The sequence below is a fragment of the Streptomyces luteolus genome, from assembly GCF_029968015.1.
In the GTDB taxonomy this organism is placed as follows: Bacteria; Actinomycetota; Actinomycetes; order Streptomycetales; family Streptomycetaceae; genus Streptomyces; species Streptomyces luteolus.
The window spans coordinates 36,633-53,340 of the sequence record NZ_JASCIS010000047.1 but is presented as its reverse complement, the minus strand read 5'-3'; the positions used below and the strand labels follow the sequence as shown (position 1 = coordinate 53,340).

Below are 16,708 nucleotides of genomic sequence, written 5' to 3'. Positions count from 1 at the left end.
TGGCTGTCGAGGCGATACGCACGGCGCCCCCGGGCACGGATCGGGACGGTTTGGCCATGTCCCTGCTTACGGGACCGCTCGCAAAGTCGGCGCCCGAGTGGCTATTGGCCATGGCGGTGGAGAGCGACCTCGATCGCGAACCGCGCCCGCACATGACGACCGGTCGCATGGACTTGACCCGCGTCGCCCTGTCGCATCAAGGCTGCCCGGACGCATACAGGGCGCAAGTCCTGGAGAAGTGCACCGAGGCGCAACTCGGTGCACTCGGCCGGAGAGAGGGTGGCGTAGCACTCATCCACACCGTCGCTGCTGCGCTCCACCGCCGCTCGAAATCGCGCCTGCCCATCACCCCCGAGCTGCTGACGGATCCGACGCCCGCCCAGGTCGTTCTTGGTGAACACGGCCTGCACCAGGACGTGTTCATTGCAGCCCTCGACTGCCTCCCGCTCGGGCCAGACAAGCATGACGGCGAAGAAGACGTCGATGCGTGGATGGAGCGCCACCGCGCCGCATCCGACGCCTGGGAAAGCATGTGGGACGGCGTCCTCCGGGCCCAGACCGAACACCACCGCCACCTATTGGCCTGGTCCGCGAGTCAGCCCGCCGCCGATCGCGTGGTGCGTGAACACCTGCTCGGCTCCATACCGTGGCACGTAGAACCAGCCCTGTTGGAGGAAGTCGCGGCACACAATCTGAAGTCCTTCGAGCGTGCGGTCCTCGTCACCCGGATTTACCGATCCTGCCGGGACGGGCTGACGCGCGCAGGCACGGGAGCGCTACACCGACGAGCTGGCCGCCGCGTCCCAGGAGGAGCGGGACTACGTGGAACAATTCCTCGACGAGGAGATGCAGTCCAAGTCCATCCAGACCATTCTCTGCCGCTCCGCCGTCGACTGGGTGGAGCGGGCAGGAAGCCAGACCTGGCGGTTCCTCCTCAACCCCGGCGAGGCCCAGCGTTACGGCCGGCCCCGAGAATGGCTGGCGTCCCAGGAGCTCGTCGCCGCCCTCGGCACTCGGTTCGCAACGATCTGCCTTTCCGCTCTGAACCTCTGGGAACCGGAACCCGCTTCGCGCTATCGGGTCGTGCGCGATCTCGGCTGGTTGCACGCACTCCTCGTACATCTCCCCGAAGTCCCGGAGGAGGCGCGACAGAAGGCGCGCCTCGTAGTCGAGGACACCAGGAGGTCCCTGGCTGCCCGGTCTGGTGCACACGGCTACCCGTCCAGCCATTCTGCGTGGGAGAAAAACCAACGGGCCAAGGAGCTGATTGCCACCATCATGCCGCTCGTCACGGATCCCGTCCCTGCCCTGCCTGGCCGACGCACAGCCTCCCCCGGCGACCCGCTAAGCATCCGGTTCAGACAGCTTGCCGACGCCGACGAGGCTGTTCTCGTTGCGTACCTGGACCGGCACACGGGAAACGACGCGCTCGTCGAGGAGGCCCTGCTCTCCTTCGCCGCCCGCTCCTACCGAAAGTCCCTCACCTTCGACGACGTACTGGCCCGCCACTCCGCCCCGCAGCAGACTCTGCTCGATCTCACACTGCACCTGCGCAGGCGCCTGGGCGGCGGACCCGAACTGCGCGGAAGCTGGGCGCAGTGCCGGCCCTCGCCGACACGGTCAGCCTCTTCACCCCACCGGTCCTGGCCATCGTCGGCGCACTCGCCCAGGCAGGCGACCACCTCCTGGCCGGCATCCGCGAGACCACCTATTACCGCTTCCTCCCCTTGGCCACCCGCGAACTACACGTCGCCGCCTCGATGTTGGGCCCCGCGCGGGCATCCTGGGCGCGGCCTGCGAGGTCACGGAAGCACGCTTCGCACCGGGGCGCGGTGGACGCGGTACTGCGGTGGGGGCGGTGCTCCTGGGGTACCCCAGGTACGCGGCCGAGCAGTTCGAGCCCCGAACCGAAGGCCAAAAGGTAGGCCCGGTTCGACCGTGCCTGTTCATCCCGTCTGCTGAGCACGCCTCAGGGGCGTGGGCCGCTTGCGGCGCAGATGGCGGCGGTCGTGCCCTGCCGGGTGACGAGCCGGTGCCGGGCGAATGTCTTGGAGCTGGCCACCGTAGACCCGATGCGATCGTGGGCGTTGGTTTGAGTGTGCGGTTCTTGCTCTCCGGCAGACGCTTGCGCAGGAACAGCCATCCAAGGGCACCCACGACTGCGAAAAGCCGGAGCGGCCCTGTCGGTGTGATGAGTTGGGACAGGGTGAGCGTGGTTAGCGCCACGCTGAAGTCAAGGCCAGTGCGTGAACGAGCCGACGACGGACGTCTTTCCGCGAACGGTGTGGGAAACATCTCGCTGTTGACCAACCACAAAGAGATGTCGAGGGCTGCCGCGAAGGCCGTGATGCAAGTGAACCTACCCGGTCTCCTCATCAGCCCTGAAACGGGTCGCGATTAGCAACTTCCCCAGTGGGCCAGCGCCGTTCCGGCAGTCCGGAGGTGTAGACGTTGATGCCTGCTGTGGCCAAGGGGTTAAGTAGAGCTGTCTCGGGGTCACCGTGCAGGCGCAGCAGTACGTGGTCGTCACCGACCATGCAGTCGGTGTAGGGAAGCGCGTGGGAGAGCAGACGGGCAAAATCGTCGCAGGCCGTCTTGACGTCCACCTTGTCGAGGCCGAGACAGACATGCAGCGTGCCGTCTTGAACCGTCAGTTCGACATCTATGCGCGCGTCGGCCGCCTCGGCAGCTTCGCCGCCCCATGTCAAAGTCTCGTCCACTGCGGCGAGATGGACGGGGAGCGGACGAAATACCTGCTGCCGCATATCGTCTCGGACTGCCACTCCGGTGACCGGGGCTTGATCTCGCCACCAAGCCTGCACAACGTCACGGACCGAGGCAGCCTGCGGCCCACTGTGCAGTGCTCGTCCCACAGCATCTGCCGCGTTGCTCCGAACCACGCTTGCGGCGTCGGTGCCCGGGGAAGCGGCCATGCGGCGCAAAAGCGAGCCCGGCCCGATACGCATGTCCTCGAGAACCTTCCGATACAGCTGATGCAGCGCCTCTGGTACGACTGTGCCGCCCTCCGCGAGCAAGGGGCAGACTCGCTCTGTCCAGGCGAGAAATGCTTCGGTATCACCGGTGGCGAGGAGATCGGCACCGAAGTCGCCGCGGGCGAGTGCCCGAGCTCGTTGCCGCTCCGTCGGCCGGCCAAGGCCATCGAGCTGGGCACGCAGAGCGAAGACGAGCAACTCCCGCTCCGAGACAGGGAGATCGTCGACGGCACCGCTGCTGGGAGCTGCGAGGATGTCCAGGACAGCCTCCGCCGTTGCTTTCTTCGCCTCCGGCTTCCCAGGGGTTCCCGGCACCTGCTCGGTCCACCGGTGGTCCCGGCCCCGAGCATCCCGCAGCTCAAGGGCGGCGACGTAGCTCTTCAAGTGGTCCGGCCCTGATGATGCGTAGGTGTACTCGTAGGCGATGCCATACGTGGCTGCCAGGGCGTCGAAGACGGTCACCGGATCGTGCTGGTGCTCCAGGCCGGAAAGCCACTCATGAAGAACAGCGGGTTGCCGCCCGAGAAGCCGGGGCCCGTGGACTCGCCAGGCCGCTGCGACCACCGCCTGGACTGCGTCCGAGACCGCTGCGCGGCCCCGCCCGCTCTCGCCATGGCTTGTCAGGAGACCTTCCGAGAGCTGGAGAGCGGCACCGAGGCGGGCGGTGTCATCGTCAGCGGCGGGGAGGATGCGTGCCTCGTCCTCGTCGGGAGCAAGGCCCTTCGCGAGGGTTCGGCGGACGCGGAGGTGGGCGGATAGGTGATCCACGACGTGCGAGCCGTGGTGGGCGAGGAGGTCGTTGTTGCGCTGGCGGGCTGCGGCCGCTGCCACCGGGTTCTCGTGGACCCAGGAGGCATGGGTGAGCGCCTGGGCAAGAAGTCCGTCAGCGCGGCGGCCGAGCTCGAACATCGCCGCTAGGTCGCTTACCGCGTCCCGATGTTCTTTGCCCGCCCGTGCGTACGACAAGGGTGCTGAGGCCGATGGGCTCGTGGCTCCGGCATTTCGTTTGACGCCTGCTGACGCTGCCCGTTGCGGATACGAGTCGAGCAACGCTTGTGCCGCAGCCGCTCTTGCCGCCTTCTTGGACAGACCGGTGCCTTCCGCCATCCGGCCGTTTCCGGTACGGACAACGGCGCGGAAGACCTTGCGATGGTCAGGGCCTTCCTCGTCATAGTCGTAGCTGAGTCCTTCCTTCTGGAAGGCTGCTTGCGCCAGTGTGACGGAGTCCGCTCCCGCTGGCGTGGACGGGCGGTCGAGGTCTGGCCACACTGCCGCGACCAGCCGCCGGGCGGCCCCGTGTTCACTGTGGAGGCTGAGCACGCCGAGGATCTGCCGAGCCACCGCTTCGTAGACGGACTTGGCAGGCTGCTGCGCCTCTCCTGCTCCCATGCGCGCCAGTCCATGTTCAGCAGCCCAAGCGCCGAGCGCGCTATCTGCGGCGCGGCGTCTGCGGGCGTGCTCGCTCGATTGCTCGCCCGCCTTCTTCGGAGTCGCCCATCTTGCGTAGGCATCGAGGAGGATCACGTTGAGCGTGGTGGCACCGAGACGGTCGAGTAAGCCAAGCACATGTGGTGTGACCTGTTCGGCGTGGTTGCTCTCGTAGAGGTGACTGCGGTGCTCGGCGGCCAGGCCGAGCCATGTGGTCACCGCGGTGCCGGGTTCCCATCCGCCCACAGTCGTTTCAACAATTCTCTGGACCTCTTGGCCAGCGCCTACCAACGACACAGGCGGCTCGCACAGTTCCGGGTGCGTGACATCGTGAACGTCACGCACCCGCTCGACGCTCAAGTAGGGCCGGACCGGCTCCGGCGACGGACGAGGTCCGATCGCAGGCGGAGCCGGGCGCACTGGCCGAGCCAAACGGGCGGCGTCGGGAACTGTGGACCTGCCCCTGCGGGTGGTCACCGGACGCTGGCGGGCGGACCGCGCGTCACTGCGCCGACGCGCCGCCCGCGCCCTTCGCCCGCCGGCCGTCCACGTGCCCGAACGACTGTCCAACAGCCCCCGGAGTTCGATGGTGAGCCAGGAAGGAAGCCTGCTCGGGGGGTAACCGCCGTCGAAGAAATCTCCGGCCAAGTCGACGCAGTACGCGTGCCGTTCCCAATCTCGGTGGCGAGCGTACTCCTGACCGAGCGTGCGCAGCGCCGACCGCATCCGCGCGTACGGCACCACCTGGGTGGCCAGCTGGTACGAAGTCCGCTTACGCGCAGCGTCGATCGCGAGCGCGATGCGGTGCAAGGGTGTCGGCGGCGCGGTCTCACGCAGCGACACAATGCCGACCCAGCGATTCATTCTCTCCCCCTGCCGTGTGACGCGCCCCCGTCACTCTCTCCCAGGCAACGGTGGCGCGCGTCCCAGCAGTTGATTACGCGCGTCGGTCTGCCCACCTGCCTTGCCTCATCTCCCGCCGCACCTCACCGACCCCTCGTGATCGCGGCGGAACGGACAGTCAGCGTAGGCCGCCAAGTGCAGGTCCGGGAAGGGCGCACTCGACGCCGTTCAGTCCGCTCAGACGTGACTCAGATTCGGCCGGCACCACCATTCAGCATCTGCGAGGAGCCCCGGCTGCAGCGCCCGCAGACTTCGGCACCCGTCCAGGACCATCGAGTGCGGGAACCCTCCGGACGGGGTGATCCGATTACCGATCAAGAGGCCGCGTACGTCTCCACCGAGCTCAACCACACGCACACGGTGTGCGGGCAGACCGCGCTGATCCTGAGCCGACTGGCCCGCCGGACCTTCGGTGACAAGGTGCCCGTCCCCTGGGAGGAGCTCACCGCGGACTACGGCGATGGCTTTCGGCTGCCCAACCCCGTGAACGAAGGAACGTCACCCAACCCCCCGGCGGCAGGGCCGCCTTCACCGGCAACTCCCACGCCATGCCAGGGCGCCCCAAAGGCATCTGCTGTCGCAGACCCTGCGCTCCCACGACCAGTGGAACACTGTTCCGTGCAAGAACAACGAGCGCCGTCACGGCGTGCAAGGCACCCGGCGCGTCGTACGCCAGGGCCCCAGCGGACCGCACCGCGCTCGGGCTCTCCCACTGCGAAGGGGTGCATCTCGTGAGTGCCTGGACGGACCGCACCGAGCGCGGCACGGAGGACTTCCGGCTGGTCGCCTGCCCGACCGCACCCGGCTGGGCCGCCGCCCACCACCCGGAGACCGATGTCCTGGTGCCACGGGACAGTACGGCCGATATCAGCAACGCGCCGACGTCGAGGGGGATCCTGGTCAGCCCGGAACGCACCACGACCGGGACCGCCACCGCCACGGCCCCGCGGTCCGATGGCTCATAAGGGGAACCCCGAAGACCTGGTTCGCGCGGCCCGCGCCGTGGGCGTGACCGACGACCGCCTCCTGGCGGCCGTACGGAGCATTCCCCGGGCAGAATTCGTCCCCGCGGACGAAGGCGCATCCGCGTACCTGGACACGCCCGTCCCGCTCCCCCACGGGCAGGTGACCACCCAGCCCTCGCTGATCGCCATGATGGTCTCCGCTCTCGGCCTCACCGGAGACGAACAGGTCCTGGAGGTCGGGACCGGATACGGCTGGCAGACCGCGCTGCTGGCCCGCTTGGCCTCGTACGTCGTCAGCGTCGAGCGCTGGCCCGACCTGGTCGTCGAGGCCCGCCGGCGGCTGACCGGGCAGGGCGTCGGCAATGCCGAGGTCGTACTCGGCGACGGGACCCTCGGGATTCCGACCCGGGCCCCGTACGACGCCGTCATCGTCTGCGCTGCCTTCCCGCGAGTGCCTGAGCCGCTCGTGGATCAGCTTCGCCCTGGTGGCCGGCTCGTCCAGCCGATCGGGCAAGGCAGGCAGGAGCGCGTCGAGCTGTACGAGCGGCATGCCCGCGGCCTGGTGCGACGCAGGACGATCACCGCGGCCCGCTTCGTCCGGCTGTACGGCGCCCATGGCTACGACCAGCGGTGACGCGCTCAGCGCTGATAGGTCCCGACCAGGGTGCCAGAGGCCAGCTCCCTGCCCTTCAGGGCATGGTGCACGTCCTCGGCACCCGGGTAGCCGTGCAACGGGAGCGACTCGGACAGGGCGTACAGGCGGAAGAAGTAGCGGTGCGGCCCGTGCCCGGGTGGAGGCATCGGCCCTCCCCAGCCCACGCGGCCGAAGCCGTTGGGCCACGGCCGGCCCCCCAGGGGCTCCTGGCCCTCCCCCGCCCCGGTGGTCTCCGGATCGATGCCGGTCACCAGCCAGTGCAGGAAGGTCGCCCCCGGCGCGTCCGGGTCCTCACACAGGAGCACCAGCTCCGTGGCCTCGTGGGGCACCCCCGACCAGGTCAGGGGCGGTGAGATGTTCTCGCCCTCCCCGCTGTACCGACGGGGGATCACCGTTTTGTCGTCGAACGCGGTACTGCTGAGTTCAATTCCGCTCATGCGCGCCGCCATACCCGCAAGCGCGGCACCGGCACCGGTCCGCACCCCCAAAAACCCTGTTCGGCCGAGCCCACCCGGGCCGCCGGAAGCGGGGAGGAAGATGGCAGTGTGCCGATAAGGATCCTGCTGGAGAGCCGCCCTGGGGCGGGCAAGACGACCGCCATCCGTCGGCTGGCCGCGCTGCTGCCCACCCACACGGTCGCTGGCTTCACCACTGAGGAGATCCGGCATTCCGGCGCCCGCGTCGGATTCGCCTTGGAGACTCTGGCAGGCCGACGGGAGGTACTCGCCCATGTCGACCTGCCCGGTCCTCCACGGGTAGGGAAATACGGTGTCGACCTGGGCGTCATGGAACGACTGGCGCTGCCGTCGCTTCGGCCGGCAGCAACCGAGGGGGCCACAGGACGGCTGGTGCTCATCGATGAGCTGGGGCGGATGGAACTGGCGTGCACGGCGTTCCGGCACGCGGTCGACGCACTGTTCGTCGCCGAGATCGACCTCGTCGCCACGGTCCACACGCACCACGATCCGTTCACCGACGCCCTCAAGCGGCGCGCCGACATCGAGGTCGTCCAACTCACTCCGGCAAACCGGGACGCCCTGCCGGGAGAGCTCGCGACCCGGCTGCAGCAGCCCCGGCCGCATGGAAGGCCGCTCTCTCACGGATGAGAGACCGGCCTCCGACCTACCGAAAGCCTCGCAGCCGCGCGGAATCCCTCTTGAACCGTCACTGCGCGGCCACTGGATCTGGCAGCCGTTCGACATGGGACGGGACCGGGAGAACATGTCGGACTCCCGAAGGGACTTCTCTTCGGCACCGGCACCACGACCTGCCAGATCGAAGGAGCAGCCGCGGAGGACGACAAAGGCCCACGTGTCCGGCCCGGGAATCACCTGGACTGCGTGCCTCTCCTGCAGCCGGCGGTCTTCGGCGCGGCACGGCTACCCACCACAGGGCTCATTTGGTACGGCCGGAATCCTCGCCTACTGTCGCGCCCTGTCAACCCACCAGCCGAAGGAGGCGAACCCTGCCCACCTGTTCCATCTCACCCAGTCGCCAGCCCCATGGCTTCAGAGATGACGCGGCTCGGTTGCTTTCCACGCAGGGTCGGGCCCAGAGAGTGCGCCGACGTGACGGCCGAACCTCCGCGGACACGGCGATCAGCCTAGGAAGCTCAACCTCACCTGACGGTTGGTGTTACTCCTGTTTGTATCCACCAAACACACCGACTGCCAAGTCCCCAACTCCAACCGCCCGTTGACCACCGGCAACGTCGCATGGGGCGGTACCAGCGCCGGCAGGACATGGTCGCGGCCGTGGCCGGGAGAGCCGTGGGCGTGTTGCCAGCGGTTGTCGGCGGGGAGGAGGGTGTGGAGGGCGGCGAGGAGGTCGTCGTCGCTGCCTGCTCCGGTCTCGATGACCGCGATTCCGGCCGTGGCGTGTGGCACGAAGATGTTCAGGAGGCCGTCGCGGCCGGCCGCCGCCTCGGCGAGGAAGCGCTCGCAGTCGTGGGTGAGGTCGACGACCTGTTCCGTGGTGCCGGTCGTGAGGTTCAGGACGTGCGTGGTGAAGGAGTCGGGCATGCCGCCATCGTCGCGCACCCGACCCCCGCGTGCCCCTCGGCCGCACCGGTGCGCTCACCGCGCACGTCCGTAGACGAGACGCCGGTTGACCCTACGTGGATCATCTCGCTACGTTCAGCGGCATGTCGCGTTCAGCACTGCTCACCACGCGCGGTCACATCGACCTGCTGCGGGTGGCTTCCGCCGCCTGTCGTCGCGGCTGCTGACGCCCCTGTCGGCGTCTCCTTGCTGAGTTGGGTTTCCGCCTCTGACGCTTCGGGGCGTTGTCCCTTCGTCTCGCCGATGAGTCCTCCTCCGCCCGTCCTCGAACCCCTCTCCTCCCCCCGGCCACCTCCTCTCGCCGCTCCCGCGTCCGCGTCCCCCGTTGGCTGCGTCGTACCTCCGGGCCGCTGTTGCTTCTTCTCGTCTGGCAACTCGCCAGCGCAGGCGGGGTGTTGAAGGCCGACGTGCTCGCCTCGCCCGGGACCACCGCCGGGGTCGCGAGGGATCTGGTCGCCGACGGGTCGCTCACCTCCGCCATGGGGGTGTCGCTGCAACGGGTCGCGCTCGGGCTTCAGCTGGTTCGGGATCGGCGAGGCGCCCAAGGTCGCCGTCATCACGCTCGGCATGACCTTCCCGCTCCATCTCAATGTGTACGCCGGGATCCGCGGCGTCGACACCCAGTTGATCGAGGCCGGGCAGTCCCTCGGGCTCCTGCGGTGGGGGCTCGTACGGCAATGTCATCCTGCCGGGGCGTTGACCGGGGCCATGACGGGGCTGCGGTTCTCGCTCGGGGTGGCGTGGCTCGCGCTGGTCTTCGCCGAGCAGCTCAACGCCGATTCCGGGATCGGCTTCCTGATGGTGCAGGCGCGTGACTTCTGCGGACCGACGTGATCGTCGTCTGCCTGATCGTCCACGCGTTCCTCGGCCTGCTCGCCGACTTCGTCGTCCGTACCCTCGAAAGGCTGTTGCCGCAATGGCGACCGACATTCACCGGGCAGTGAGCCCGAGCCAGACCGAGCCCCCTCGCCAGGCCGAGCCACCGCGCCAGGCCGGGGAGGAACCGGCCGCCGTCGTGTCCACGGACCGTCCCGCACCCTTCGACGGACTGCGGGTCATCGACGATCTCCAACTCACCGTGCGGCCAGGCGAGTTCGTGGCTCTGCTCGGGAGGAGCGGATGCGGCAAGTCGACGCTGCTGAAGATCCTCGCCGGGCTCGACCGGGACGTCGAAGGAACCGTACTCGTGCCGCGCCGCAAGGCGACCGCGTTCCAGGCGCCGCGGCTCATGCCGTGGAAGAAGGTCTGGCGCAATGTCCTCCTCGGACTGCCCGGTAAGCCCGAGCGGGCTGTCGCGGAAAGGGCATTGGCGGAGGTCGGCCTTGACCACCGGGTCGACGCCTGGCCGAAGACGCTCTCCGGAGGCGAGGCCCAGCGGTCCTCGCTCGCCTTCGGGGCGCTCGACGCGCTCACCCGGATCAAGGCGCAGCGACTGGTCGGCGAGCTGTGGCAGCGGCGCGGCTGCGCGGTGCTGCTCGTCACCCATGACGTGGAGGAGGCGGTGCTCCTCGCCGACCGTGTGCTCGTCATGGACGACGGAGTGATCGCCCACGAGACGGAGATCGACCTGCCGCATACCCGGGACATCACCGACCCCGGTTTCGCCGAACTCCGCACCCACCTCCTCGACCACTTGGGCGTCGAGGCCCCGGCCCACACCTGACCTTCGTACGAGAGCGCACACCTCGTACGGCTGAAGAACGGAACCTCATGCGACCACCACGCCGCGCGCTCCTGTCCGCCCTGCTCCTCCCCCTCTCCCTCCTGCTGTCCGCCTGCTCCGGGGCCTCGTCCGCCGCCACCTCTCCGGGTGGACGGGCCGGGGCGCCGTGGACGGGAAGGGTTCGCTGACGCTCAACGTCGGGGACCAGGAGGGCGGTTCGCGAGCCGTGCTCGCCGCCGCCGGGAAGTTGGACGACCTCGACTACAAGATCAAGTGGTCCACGTTCAGCTCCGGCCCACCGCTGCTCGAAGCGGTCAACGCGCAGGCCGTCGACCTCGGTGCCGTCGGCAACACCCCGCCGGTGTTCGCCGCCGGCACCGGATCGAAGATCACCGTGGTGGCCGCGACCCACGGCACGGCCTACGGGGAGGCCGTGCTCGTACCGAACGGCTCGCCCCTGAAGCGTCCCGAGCAGGCCGGTTTCCGGGCCCGCTCCCTGGGCGGGAAGATTCCCACCCCCACCCGAGTTAGTAGAAACGTGAACGAATTTGAGGTACGCGCAGCGACGGACGTGGTACGGAACGTCCAGGTCGTGGTGGTGGGTGCCGGGCAGGCCGGCCTCTCCGCCGCCCACCATCTGCGGCGCACCGGCTGCGAGCCGGACCGGGATTTCGTCGTCCTCGACCACGCCCCGCGCCCCGGCGGCGCCTGGCAGTTCCGCTGGCCGAGCCTCACGTACGGCCGCGTGCATGGCATGCACGCCCTGCCCGGCATGGAGCTGACCGGCGCCGACCCCGAGCGGCCTTCGTCCGAGGTGATCGGGGAGTACTTCACGGCGTACGAGGAGACCTTCGACCTGCGCGTGCACCGTCCCGTCGACGTGCGCGCGGTGCGGGAGGGCGAGGGCGGGCTGCTGCTCGTCAAGAGCTCGGAGGGTACGTACGCGACGCGGGCGCTGATCAACGCGACCGGCACCTGGGACCGGCCGTTCTGGCCGCGCTATCCGGGGCAGGAACGGTTCCGCGGGCGGCAGCTGCACACGGCGCAGTACCCGGGGCCTCAAGAGTTCGCCGGGCAGCGTGTGATCGTCGTGGGCGGCGGCTCGTCCGGGGTGCAGCATCTGCTCGAGATCGCGCCGCTCGCGGCGGAGACGACGTGGGTGACGCGGCGCGAACCAGTCTTCCGCGACGGCGAGTTCGGCCGGGACCAGGGGCGGGCCGCGGTGGCGCTCGTGGAGGAACGGGTCCGCCGGGGGCTGCCGCCGCGCAGCGTCGTCTCGGTGACGGGCCTCGCCTTGACGGAGGCCGTGCGCCAGGGTCGGGCCGACGGAACGCTGGACCGGCTCCCGATGTTCGACCGGATCACGGCGGACGGCGTGGCCTGGGACGACGGCCGCGAGGTGGCGGCCGACGTGATCCTCTGGGCGACCGGGTTCCGTCCTGTCGTCGACCACCTGGCGCCGCTGCGGCTGCGCGAACCGGGCGGCGGCATCCGCCTCGAAGGGACGCGCGCGGCCCGCGATCCGCGAGTGCATCTGGTCGGGTACGGCCCGTCGGCGAGCACGATCGGCGCCAACCGTGCCGGTCGGGCGGCGGTTCGTGAGGTACGGCAACTCCTGGAGGGAGAAAGGGAGTTGAGGGCGGGGTCCGCTGAGCGCGGGCGACCCTCGGCTATGGCCCGGACGCTCAGCCCGCGGGGTTGGCCTCGGGCTGTTGATGGCCGGTCGCTCAGCCCGCGGCGTTGGCCTTCGGCGCGTCGGGGCGCTCCTTCTGCTGCCGCGCTCCCTCGGACTCGCGGACGCGGTTGAACTCCTCGACGTTGCGGCGGTGTTCCTGGTAGTCGGCAGTGAAGCGGGTGTCGCCCGGCTTCACGGTCACGAAGTACAGCCAGTCCCCGGCCGTGGGCGCGAGCGCCGCCTTGACGGCCTCGTCGCCGGGATTGGCGATGGGCGTCGGCGGCAGGCCGGTCTTCTCGTACGTGTTGTACGGGCTCTTGATTTTCGTGTCCGCGGTCGTGGTGTCGAGGGTGGAGCGGTTCAGGGCGTAGTTGAGGGTGGAGTCCATCTGCAGGGGCATGCCGCGGTCGAGCCGGTTGTAGATGACGCGGGCCACCTTGCCCATGTCCTGCTTGGTCTCGGCCTCGGACTGGATGATGCTCGCGATCGTGACCGCCTGGTAGACGGAGACGGCGTTGCGGTCGGCGCCCTTGGTGACGGCTCCCGCGCCGAACTTCTTGTTGGCCGTGTCGACCATGTACGCGAGCACGGACTTCGGGGTGGCCTGGTCGCCGATCGGATACGTCGCGGGGAAGAGATATCCCTCGGGGTTGCCGGCGGACTCCCCCGGCAGCTTGAGGCCCGCCGATCCCGCGGCCTTCTTCGTGGTGCCCTTCCGCACGCCGAGGGCCTCGTCCACCGCCTCGTAGACCTGGCCGGAGCGCCAGCCCTCCGGGATGAGCAGGGTGTCCGGTCCGTCGTCGCCACGGTTCAGGAGCAGGGGCACCGCCACGGCCGTGCCGATCACGAGGGCGCCGGTCACCAGCAGGGCGACCCGGCCACGGCGGGTCAGCCGGATCTTGCCCTGGCGCGGAGTCTTGTTCACCATGTGGGAACGGTACCCCGAGCATTCGGACAATCCAGGCATATCTGACATATCTTCAGCCCGGAGTGTACTCAGGTGCGGTGAACCGTGCGGCAACGCGTGCGGTGTGTGCGGCGAGCCCTGCCAGAGCCTCGTGAGGCCGTACGCCGGGGCGACACTTCTCGGCGGCCATGGCACTCTGCGGCTCAGCCGGTTCCGTGGGGCGGTTCTATGTGGGCGTCCTTCCGGACCAGGGCTGCGTAGCGGCCGTTCTCCTTCATCAGCGCTTCGTGCGGGCCGCGTTCGGCGATGCGGCCCGAGTCGAGGACCACGATCTCGTCGGCGGATCTGACCGTGGAGAGCCGGTGGGCGATGGTGATGCTGGTGCGGTTCGCGGAGAGGGCGTCGACGGCCTGCTGCACCGCGTGCTCGGTTCGCGTGTCGAGGGCGCTGGTGGCCTCGTCGAGGATGAGCACGGGCGGGTCCCGCAGGATCGTACGGGCGATGGCGAGGCGCTGCTTCTCGCCGCCGGAGAAGCGGTGACCCCGCTCGCCGACCACCGTGTCGTACCCGTCGGGCAGCGACGCGATGTGGTCGTGGATCTGCGCCGCGCGGGCCGCTTCGTGCAGCTCCGCGTCCGTCGCGTCGGGCTTCGCGAAGCGCAGGTTGTCGGCGACCGAGGCGTGGAAGAGGTACGTCTCCTGGGAGACGACCCCGATCGCGCGGGCGAGGGTGTCGAAGTCGAGGTCGCGCACGTCGACCCCGTCGAGGGTGACGCGGCCGCCCGTCACGTCGTACAGGCGCGGGACGAGGTGGCTGAGCGTCGACTTGCCGGAGCCGGTGGGGCCGACGACGGCGAGGCTGCCGCCGACGGGGACGGTCAGGTCGACGGCGTCGAGCACGGGGGCGCGGGCGGGCTCGGCCGCCACGCCTTCGGCGTCGTACCTGAACTGCACGTTCTCGAAGCGGACTTCGCCCTTCACGGTGTCGAGCCGGACGGGCTCGGCGGGCTCCTCGATGTCGACGGGCAGGTCGAGGTATTCGAAGATGCGCTGGAACAGGGCGAGGGAAGTCTGGATCTGGACGCCGGTGGAGAGCAGGCTCACCGTCGGCCGGAACAGGCCCTGTTGGAGGGAGACGAACGCGACGAGCGTGCCGAGCGAGATCGCCGGGCCGCCGAAGTGCAGGGCCAGGCCCGCGGCCCAGTAGATGACGGCGGGCATGGCGGCCATGACGATGCCGATGACGGACATCCGCCAGCGGCCGGCCATGCTGGAGCGCACCTCCAGATCGATGAGGCGCTCGGACTCGGTGGCGAAGTTGCGGGTGAGCGACTCGCCGCGGCCCATCGTGCGGCCGAGCAGGATGCCGCTGACGGAGAGCGACTCGGTGACCGTGGCGGCCATCGCGGCCATCTGCTTCTGCCGCTGGGTGGCGATCTTCTTGCGCTCGCGGCCGACGCGGCGGCTGATCCACACGAACAGGGGCAGCAGGGCGAGCGAGACGACGGTCAGACGCCAGTCGAGGGCGAGCATCGCAACGATCGTCGCGACGACGCTCGTGAGGTTGGAGACCAGGGAGGTCGCGGTGGATGTGACCGTCGCCTGCATGCCGCCGATGTCGTTGGCGATGCGGGACTGGACCTCGCCGGTGCGGGTCCGGGTGAAGAAGGCGAGCGACATGCGCTGCAGGCGGGCGTAGACAGCCGTGCGCAGGTCGTGCATGACGCGTTGGCCGACCGTCGTGGAGATCAGCGTCTGCAGCACGCCGAAGACGCTGGTGACGACCGCGCTGAGGATCATGCCGAGCGCGAGCAGGCTGAGCAGTCCGGTGCGGCCCTCGGGGATCGCGGTGTCCAGGATCTCCTTGAGCAGGAACGGCGTCGCCACGGAGACCAGCGAGGACGCCGCGACGAGCAGTCCGACGAGGGCGAGGCGACCGCGGTAGGGGCGGAAGAGCCGCAGGATGCGGCGGATCTGGCGGGGCTGGTCGGGATCGGGGGGTGGTGGCGTCCAGCCGGAGTCTTCGGGGTGCATGGGCCTCCGTAAGTTGTTAGGCGGCCCGGGAGGGCCGGATGTGGCTTATGGGTCTCTGCCAGTGGTGGCTTCTCAGGAGTGGCCGTCCGGCTCTCCGGGGCGCCCTGGCTGCTGATTGAGATGTGCGCGCTTCGTGCGGTCGCTGATTACGGAGATGACAGCGGGGTGTTCCTCGGGCCGACGGCAAGCCGTGTGGAACGAGGAGGGGCAAGTGAGCGAACGACAGGCCCGAGCCTGGGCGGGCGTCGACGCGGGGAAGGGCCACCACTGGGCGGCGCTGGTCGACGAGACCGGCGCGACGTTGTGGTCGAAGAAGATCGACAACGACGAGTCGGCGATCCTGACTGCACTCGGCGAGATCCTCGACCTGGCCGAAGAGGTCCACTGGGCGGTGGACATCTCCGGCACGTCCTCCGCACTGCTGCTGGCGTTGCTCGCGGCCCACGGCCAGCAGGCCGTCTACGTGCCCGGCCGCACTGTCAACCGCATGTCGGGCGCCTACCGTGGTGAGGCCAAGACCGACGCCCGCGACGCCTATGTCATCGCCGAAACAGCCCGCCACCGGCGTGACTTCGCCACCATCGACGTGCCCGCCCAGCTCGCCGCCGACCTCGCCCTGCTGACCGCCCACCGGTCGGACCTGGTGGCCGACCGGGTCCGGATGATCAACCGTCTCCGCGACCTGCTGACCGGTGTTTTCCCCGCCCTGGAAAGGGCCTTCGACTACTCCGCCCACAAAGGCGCTCTGGTCCTGCTGACCGGTTACCAGACCCCGGCCGCCATCCGGCGCCGCGGCCGGGCGAGGCTGACAGCGTGGCTGGCCAACCGCGATGTCCGGGGCGCCGACACGGTTGCGGACACCGCCCTGACAGCAGCCCAGGCGCAGCAGACCGCACTGCCCGGCGAAGAGGTCGCCGCCCAGATCGTCGCCGACCTCGCCACGCAGATCCTGGCCCTGGACGCCCGGCTCAAGCGCGTCGACCGGCAGATCCGCGAGACCTTCCGCAGCCATCCGCATGCGGAGATCATCGAGTCGTTGCCCGGCATGGGGCCGATCCTCGGCGCCGAGTTCCTCGTCGCAGCCGGCGACTTGACTGCCTACCCAGACGCCGGCCACCTCGCCTCCGCTGCCGGACTGGTACCCGTCCCGCGTGACTCCGGCCGTCGGACCGGCAACCTGCACCGACCCAAGCGATACAGCCGCCGCCTGCGTCGGGTGTTCTACATGTCCGCGCAGGTGAGCATCATCCGCGCGGGCCCGAACCGGGACTTCTACCTCAAGAAGCGCGGCGAAGGCTGCAAGCATGTCCAGGCGGCCATCGCGCTGGCTCGGCGACGGGCGAGCGTTCTGTGGGCGCTGCTGCGTGACGGACGAGTCTTCACCCCCACCCTGCCGGCCACGCAGGAGGCTTGACTTCATCATTGA

At 69.4% G+C, this 16,708-nt stretch carries 14 protein-coding genes and 1 pseudogene; 8 read left to right on the top strand and 7 right to left on the bottom strand.

What is annotated here, in order from left to right; all coding sequences use genetic code 11:
- Nucleotides 1-101: 101 nt before the first annotated feature.
- From QIT00_RS31860 to QIT00_RS31850, 3 genes are all read right to left on the bottom strand, one after another.
- Nucleotides 102-575: a hypothetical protein gene (locus QIT00_RS31860; RefSeq protein ID WP_282538937.1), complete on the bottom strand. Its 474-nt coding sequence runs from the start codon at nt 573-575 to the stop codon at nt 102-104.
- 769 nt (nt 576-1,344) lie between these two features.
- Nucleotides 1,345-1,548, bottom strand: a complete 204-nt coding sequence (locus QIT00_RS31855; protein ID WP_282538936.1) for a hypothetical protein — start codon at nt 1,546-1,548, stop codon at nt 1,345-1,347.
- Between the two features lie 827 nt (nt 1,549-2,375).
- Entirely contained in the window at nt 2,376-5,285 is a 2,910-nt protein-coding gene (locus tag QIT00_RS31850; RefSeq protein WP_282538935.1) for a putative dsRNA-binding protein, read from the bottom strand.
- Nucleotides 5,286-6,055: 770 nt separating this feature from the next.
- Between QIT00_RS31850 and QIT00_RS31845 the strand changes: the two genes are divergently transcribed.
- Nucleotides 6,056-6,289 (top strand): hypothetical protein, encoded by a 234-nt coding sequence (locus QIT00_RS31845; protein ID WP_282538934.1) that lies wholly within the window; start codon nt 6,056-6,058, stop codon nt 6,287-6,289.
- Complete coding sequence (locus QIT00_RS31840; protein ID WP_282538933.1) at nt 6,279-6,923, top strand: protein-L-isoaspartate(D-aspartate) O-methyltransferase; 645 nt, start codon at nt 6,279-6,281, stop codon at nt 6,921-6,923. The genes QIT00_RS31845 and QIT00_RS31840 overlap by 11 nt, the downstream gene beginning before the upstream one ends.
- Before the next feature lie 5 nt (nt 6,924-6,928).
- On the opposite strand, the gene QIT00_RS31835 is transcribed toward QIT00_RS31840, so the two are convergent.
- Nucleotides 6,929-7,381, bottom strand: a complete 453-nt coding sequence (locus tag QIT00_RS31835; protein ID WP_282538932.1) for a YbhB/YbcL family Raf kinase inhibitor-like protein — start codon at nt 7,379-7,381, stop codon at nt 6,929-6,931.
- Nucleotides 7,382-7,489: 108 nt separating this feature from the next.
- Here QIT00_RS31835 and QIT00_RS31830 point away from each other — a divergent pair, with 108 nt between their 5' ends.
- Nucleotides 7,490-8,050: a nucleoside-triphosphatase gene (locus tag QIT00_RS31830; protein WP_282538931.1), complete on the top strand. Its 561-nt coding sequence runs from the start codon at nt 7,490-7,492 to the stop codon at nt 8,048-8,050.
- Nucleotides 8,051-8,542: 492 nt separating this feature from the next.
- Here QIT00_RS31830 and QIT00_RS31825 read toward each other — a convergent pair whose 3' ends face one another.
- Nucleotides 8,543-8,965, bottom strand: coding sequence for a secondary thiamine-phosphate synthase enzyme YjbQ (locus tag QIT00_RS31825; RefSeq protein ID WP_282538930.1), 423 nt, complete (start codon nt 8,963-8,965; stop codon nt 8,543-8,545).
- 122 nt (nt 8,966-9,087) lie between these two features.
- Here QIT00_RS31825 and QIT00_RS39075 point away from each other — a divergent pair, with 122 nt between their 5' ends.
- From QIT00_RS39075 to QIT00_RS31810, 4 genes and pseudogenes are all read left to right on the top strand, one after another.
- Entirely contained in the window at nt 9,088-9,171 is an 84-nt protein-coding gene (locus tag QIT00_RS39075; protein WP_350234457.1) for a putative leader peptide, read from the top strand.
- A 57-nt stretch (nt 9,172-9,228) separates the two neighbouring features.
- A pseudogene (locus QIT00_RS31820) lies at nt 9,229-9,948 on the top strand (ABC transporter permease).
- The gene (locus QIT00_RS31815; RefSeq protein WP_282538929.1) at nt 9,921-10,667 is read left to right on the top strand and encodes an ABC transporter ATP-binding protein; all 747 of its coding nucleotides are present in this window, start codon (nt 9,921-9,923) and stop codon (nt 10,665-10,667) included. Before QIT00_RS31820 ends, QIT00_RS31815 begins: the two are co-directional and overlap by 28 nt.
- Before the next feature lie 571 nt (nt 10,668-11,238).
- On the top strand, nt 11,239-12,474 hold the full coding sequence (locus QIT00_RS31810; RefSeq protein ID WP_282538945.1) for an NAD(P)-binding domain-containing protein: 1,236 nt from the start codon (nt 11,239-11,241) through the stop codon (nt 12,472-12,474).
- Here the strand turns inward: QIT00_RS31810 and mltG are convergent.
- Nucleotides 12,395-13,270: an endolytic transglycosylase MltG gene (gene mltG / locus QIT00_RS31805; RefSeq protein ID WP_282538928.1), complete on the bottom strand. Its 876-nt coding sequence runs from the start codon at nt 13,268-13,270 to the stop codon at nt 12,395-12,397. The two genes, QIT00_RS31810 and mltG, sit on opposite strands and share 80 nt — an antisense overlap.
- A 182-nt stretch (nt 13,271-13,452) precedes the next feature.
- A complete protein-coding gene (locus QIT00_RS31800) occupies nt 13,453-15,282 on the bottom strand; it encodes an ABC transporter ATP-binding protein (RefSeq protein ID WP_282538927.1) in 1,830 nt (609 codons plus the stop codon).
- Between the two features lie 211 nt (nt 15,283-15,493).
- Between QIT00_RS31800 and QIT00_RS31795 the strand changes: the two genes are divergently transcribed.
- Nucleotides 15,494-16,696: an IS110 family RNA-guided transposase gene (locus QIT00_RS31795; protein WP_282538926.1), complete on the top strand. Its 1,203-nt coding sequence runs from the start codon at nt 15,494-15,496 to the stop codon at nt 16,694-16,696.
- Nucleotides 16,697-16,708: the final 12 nt, after the last annotated feature.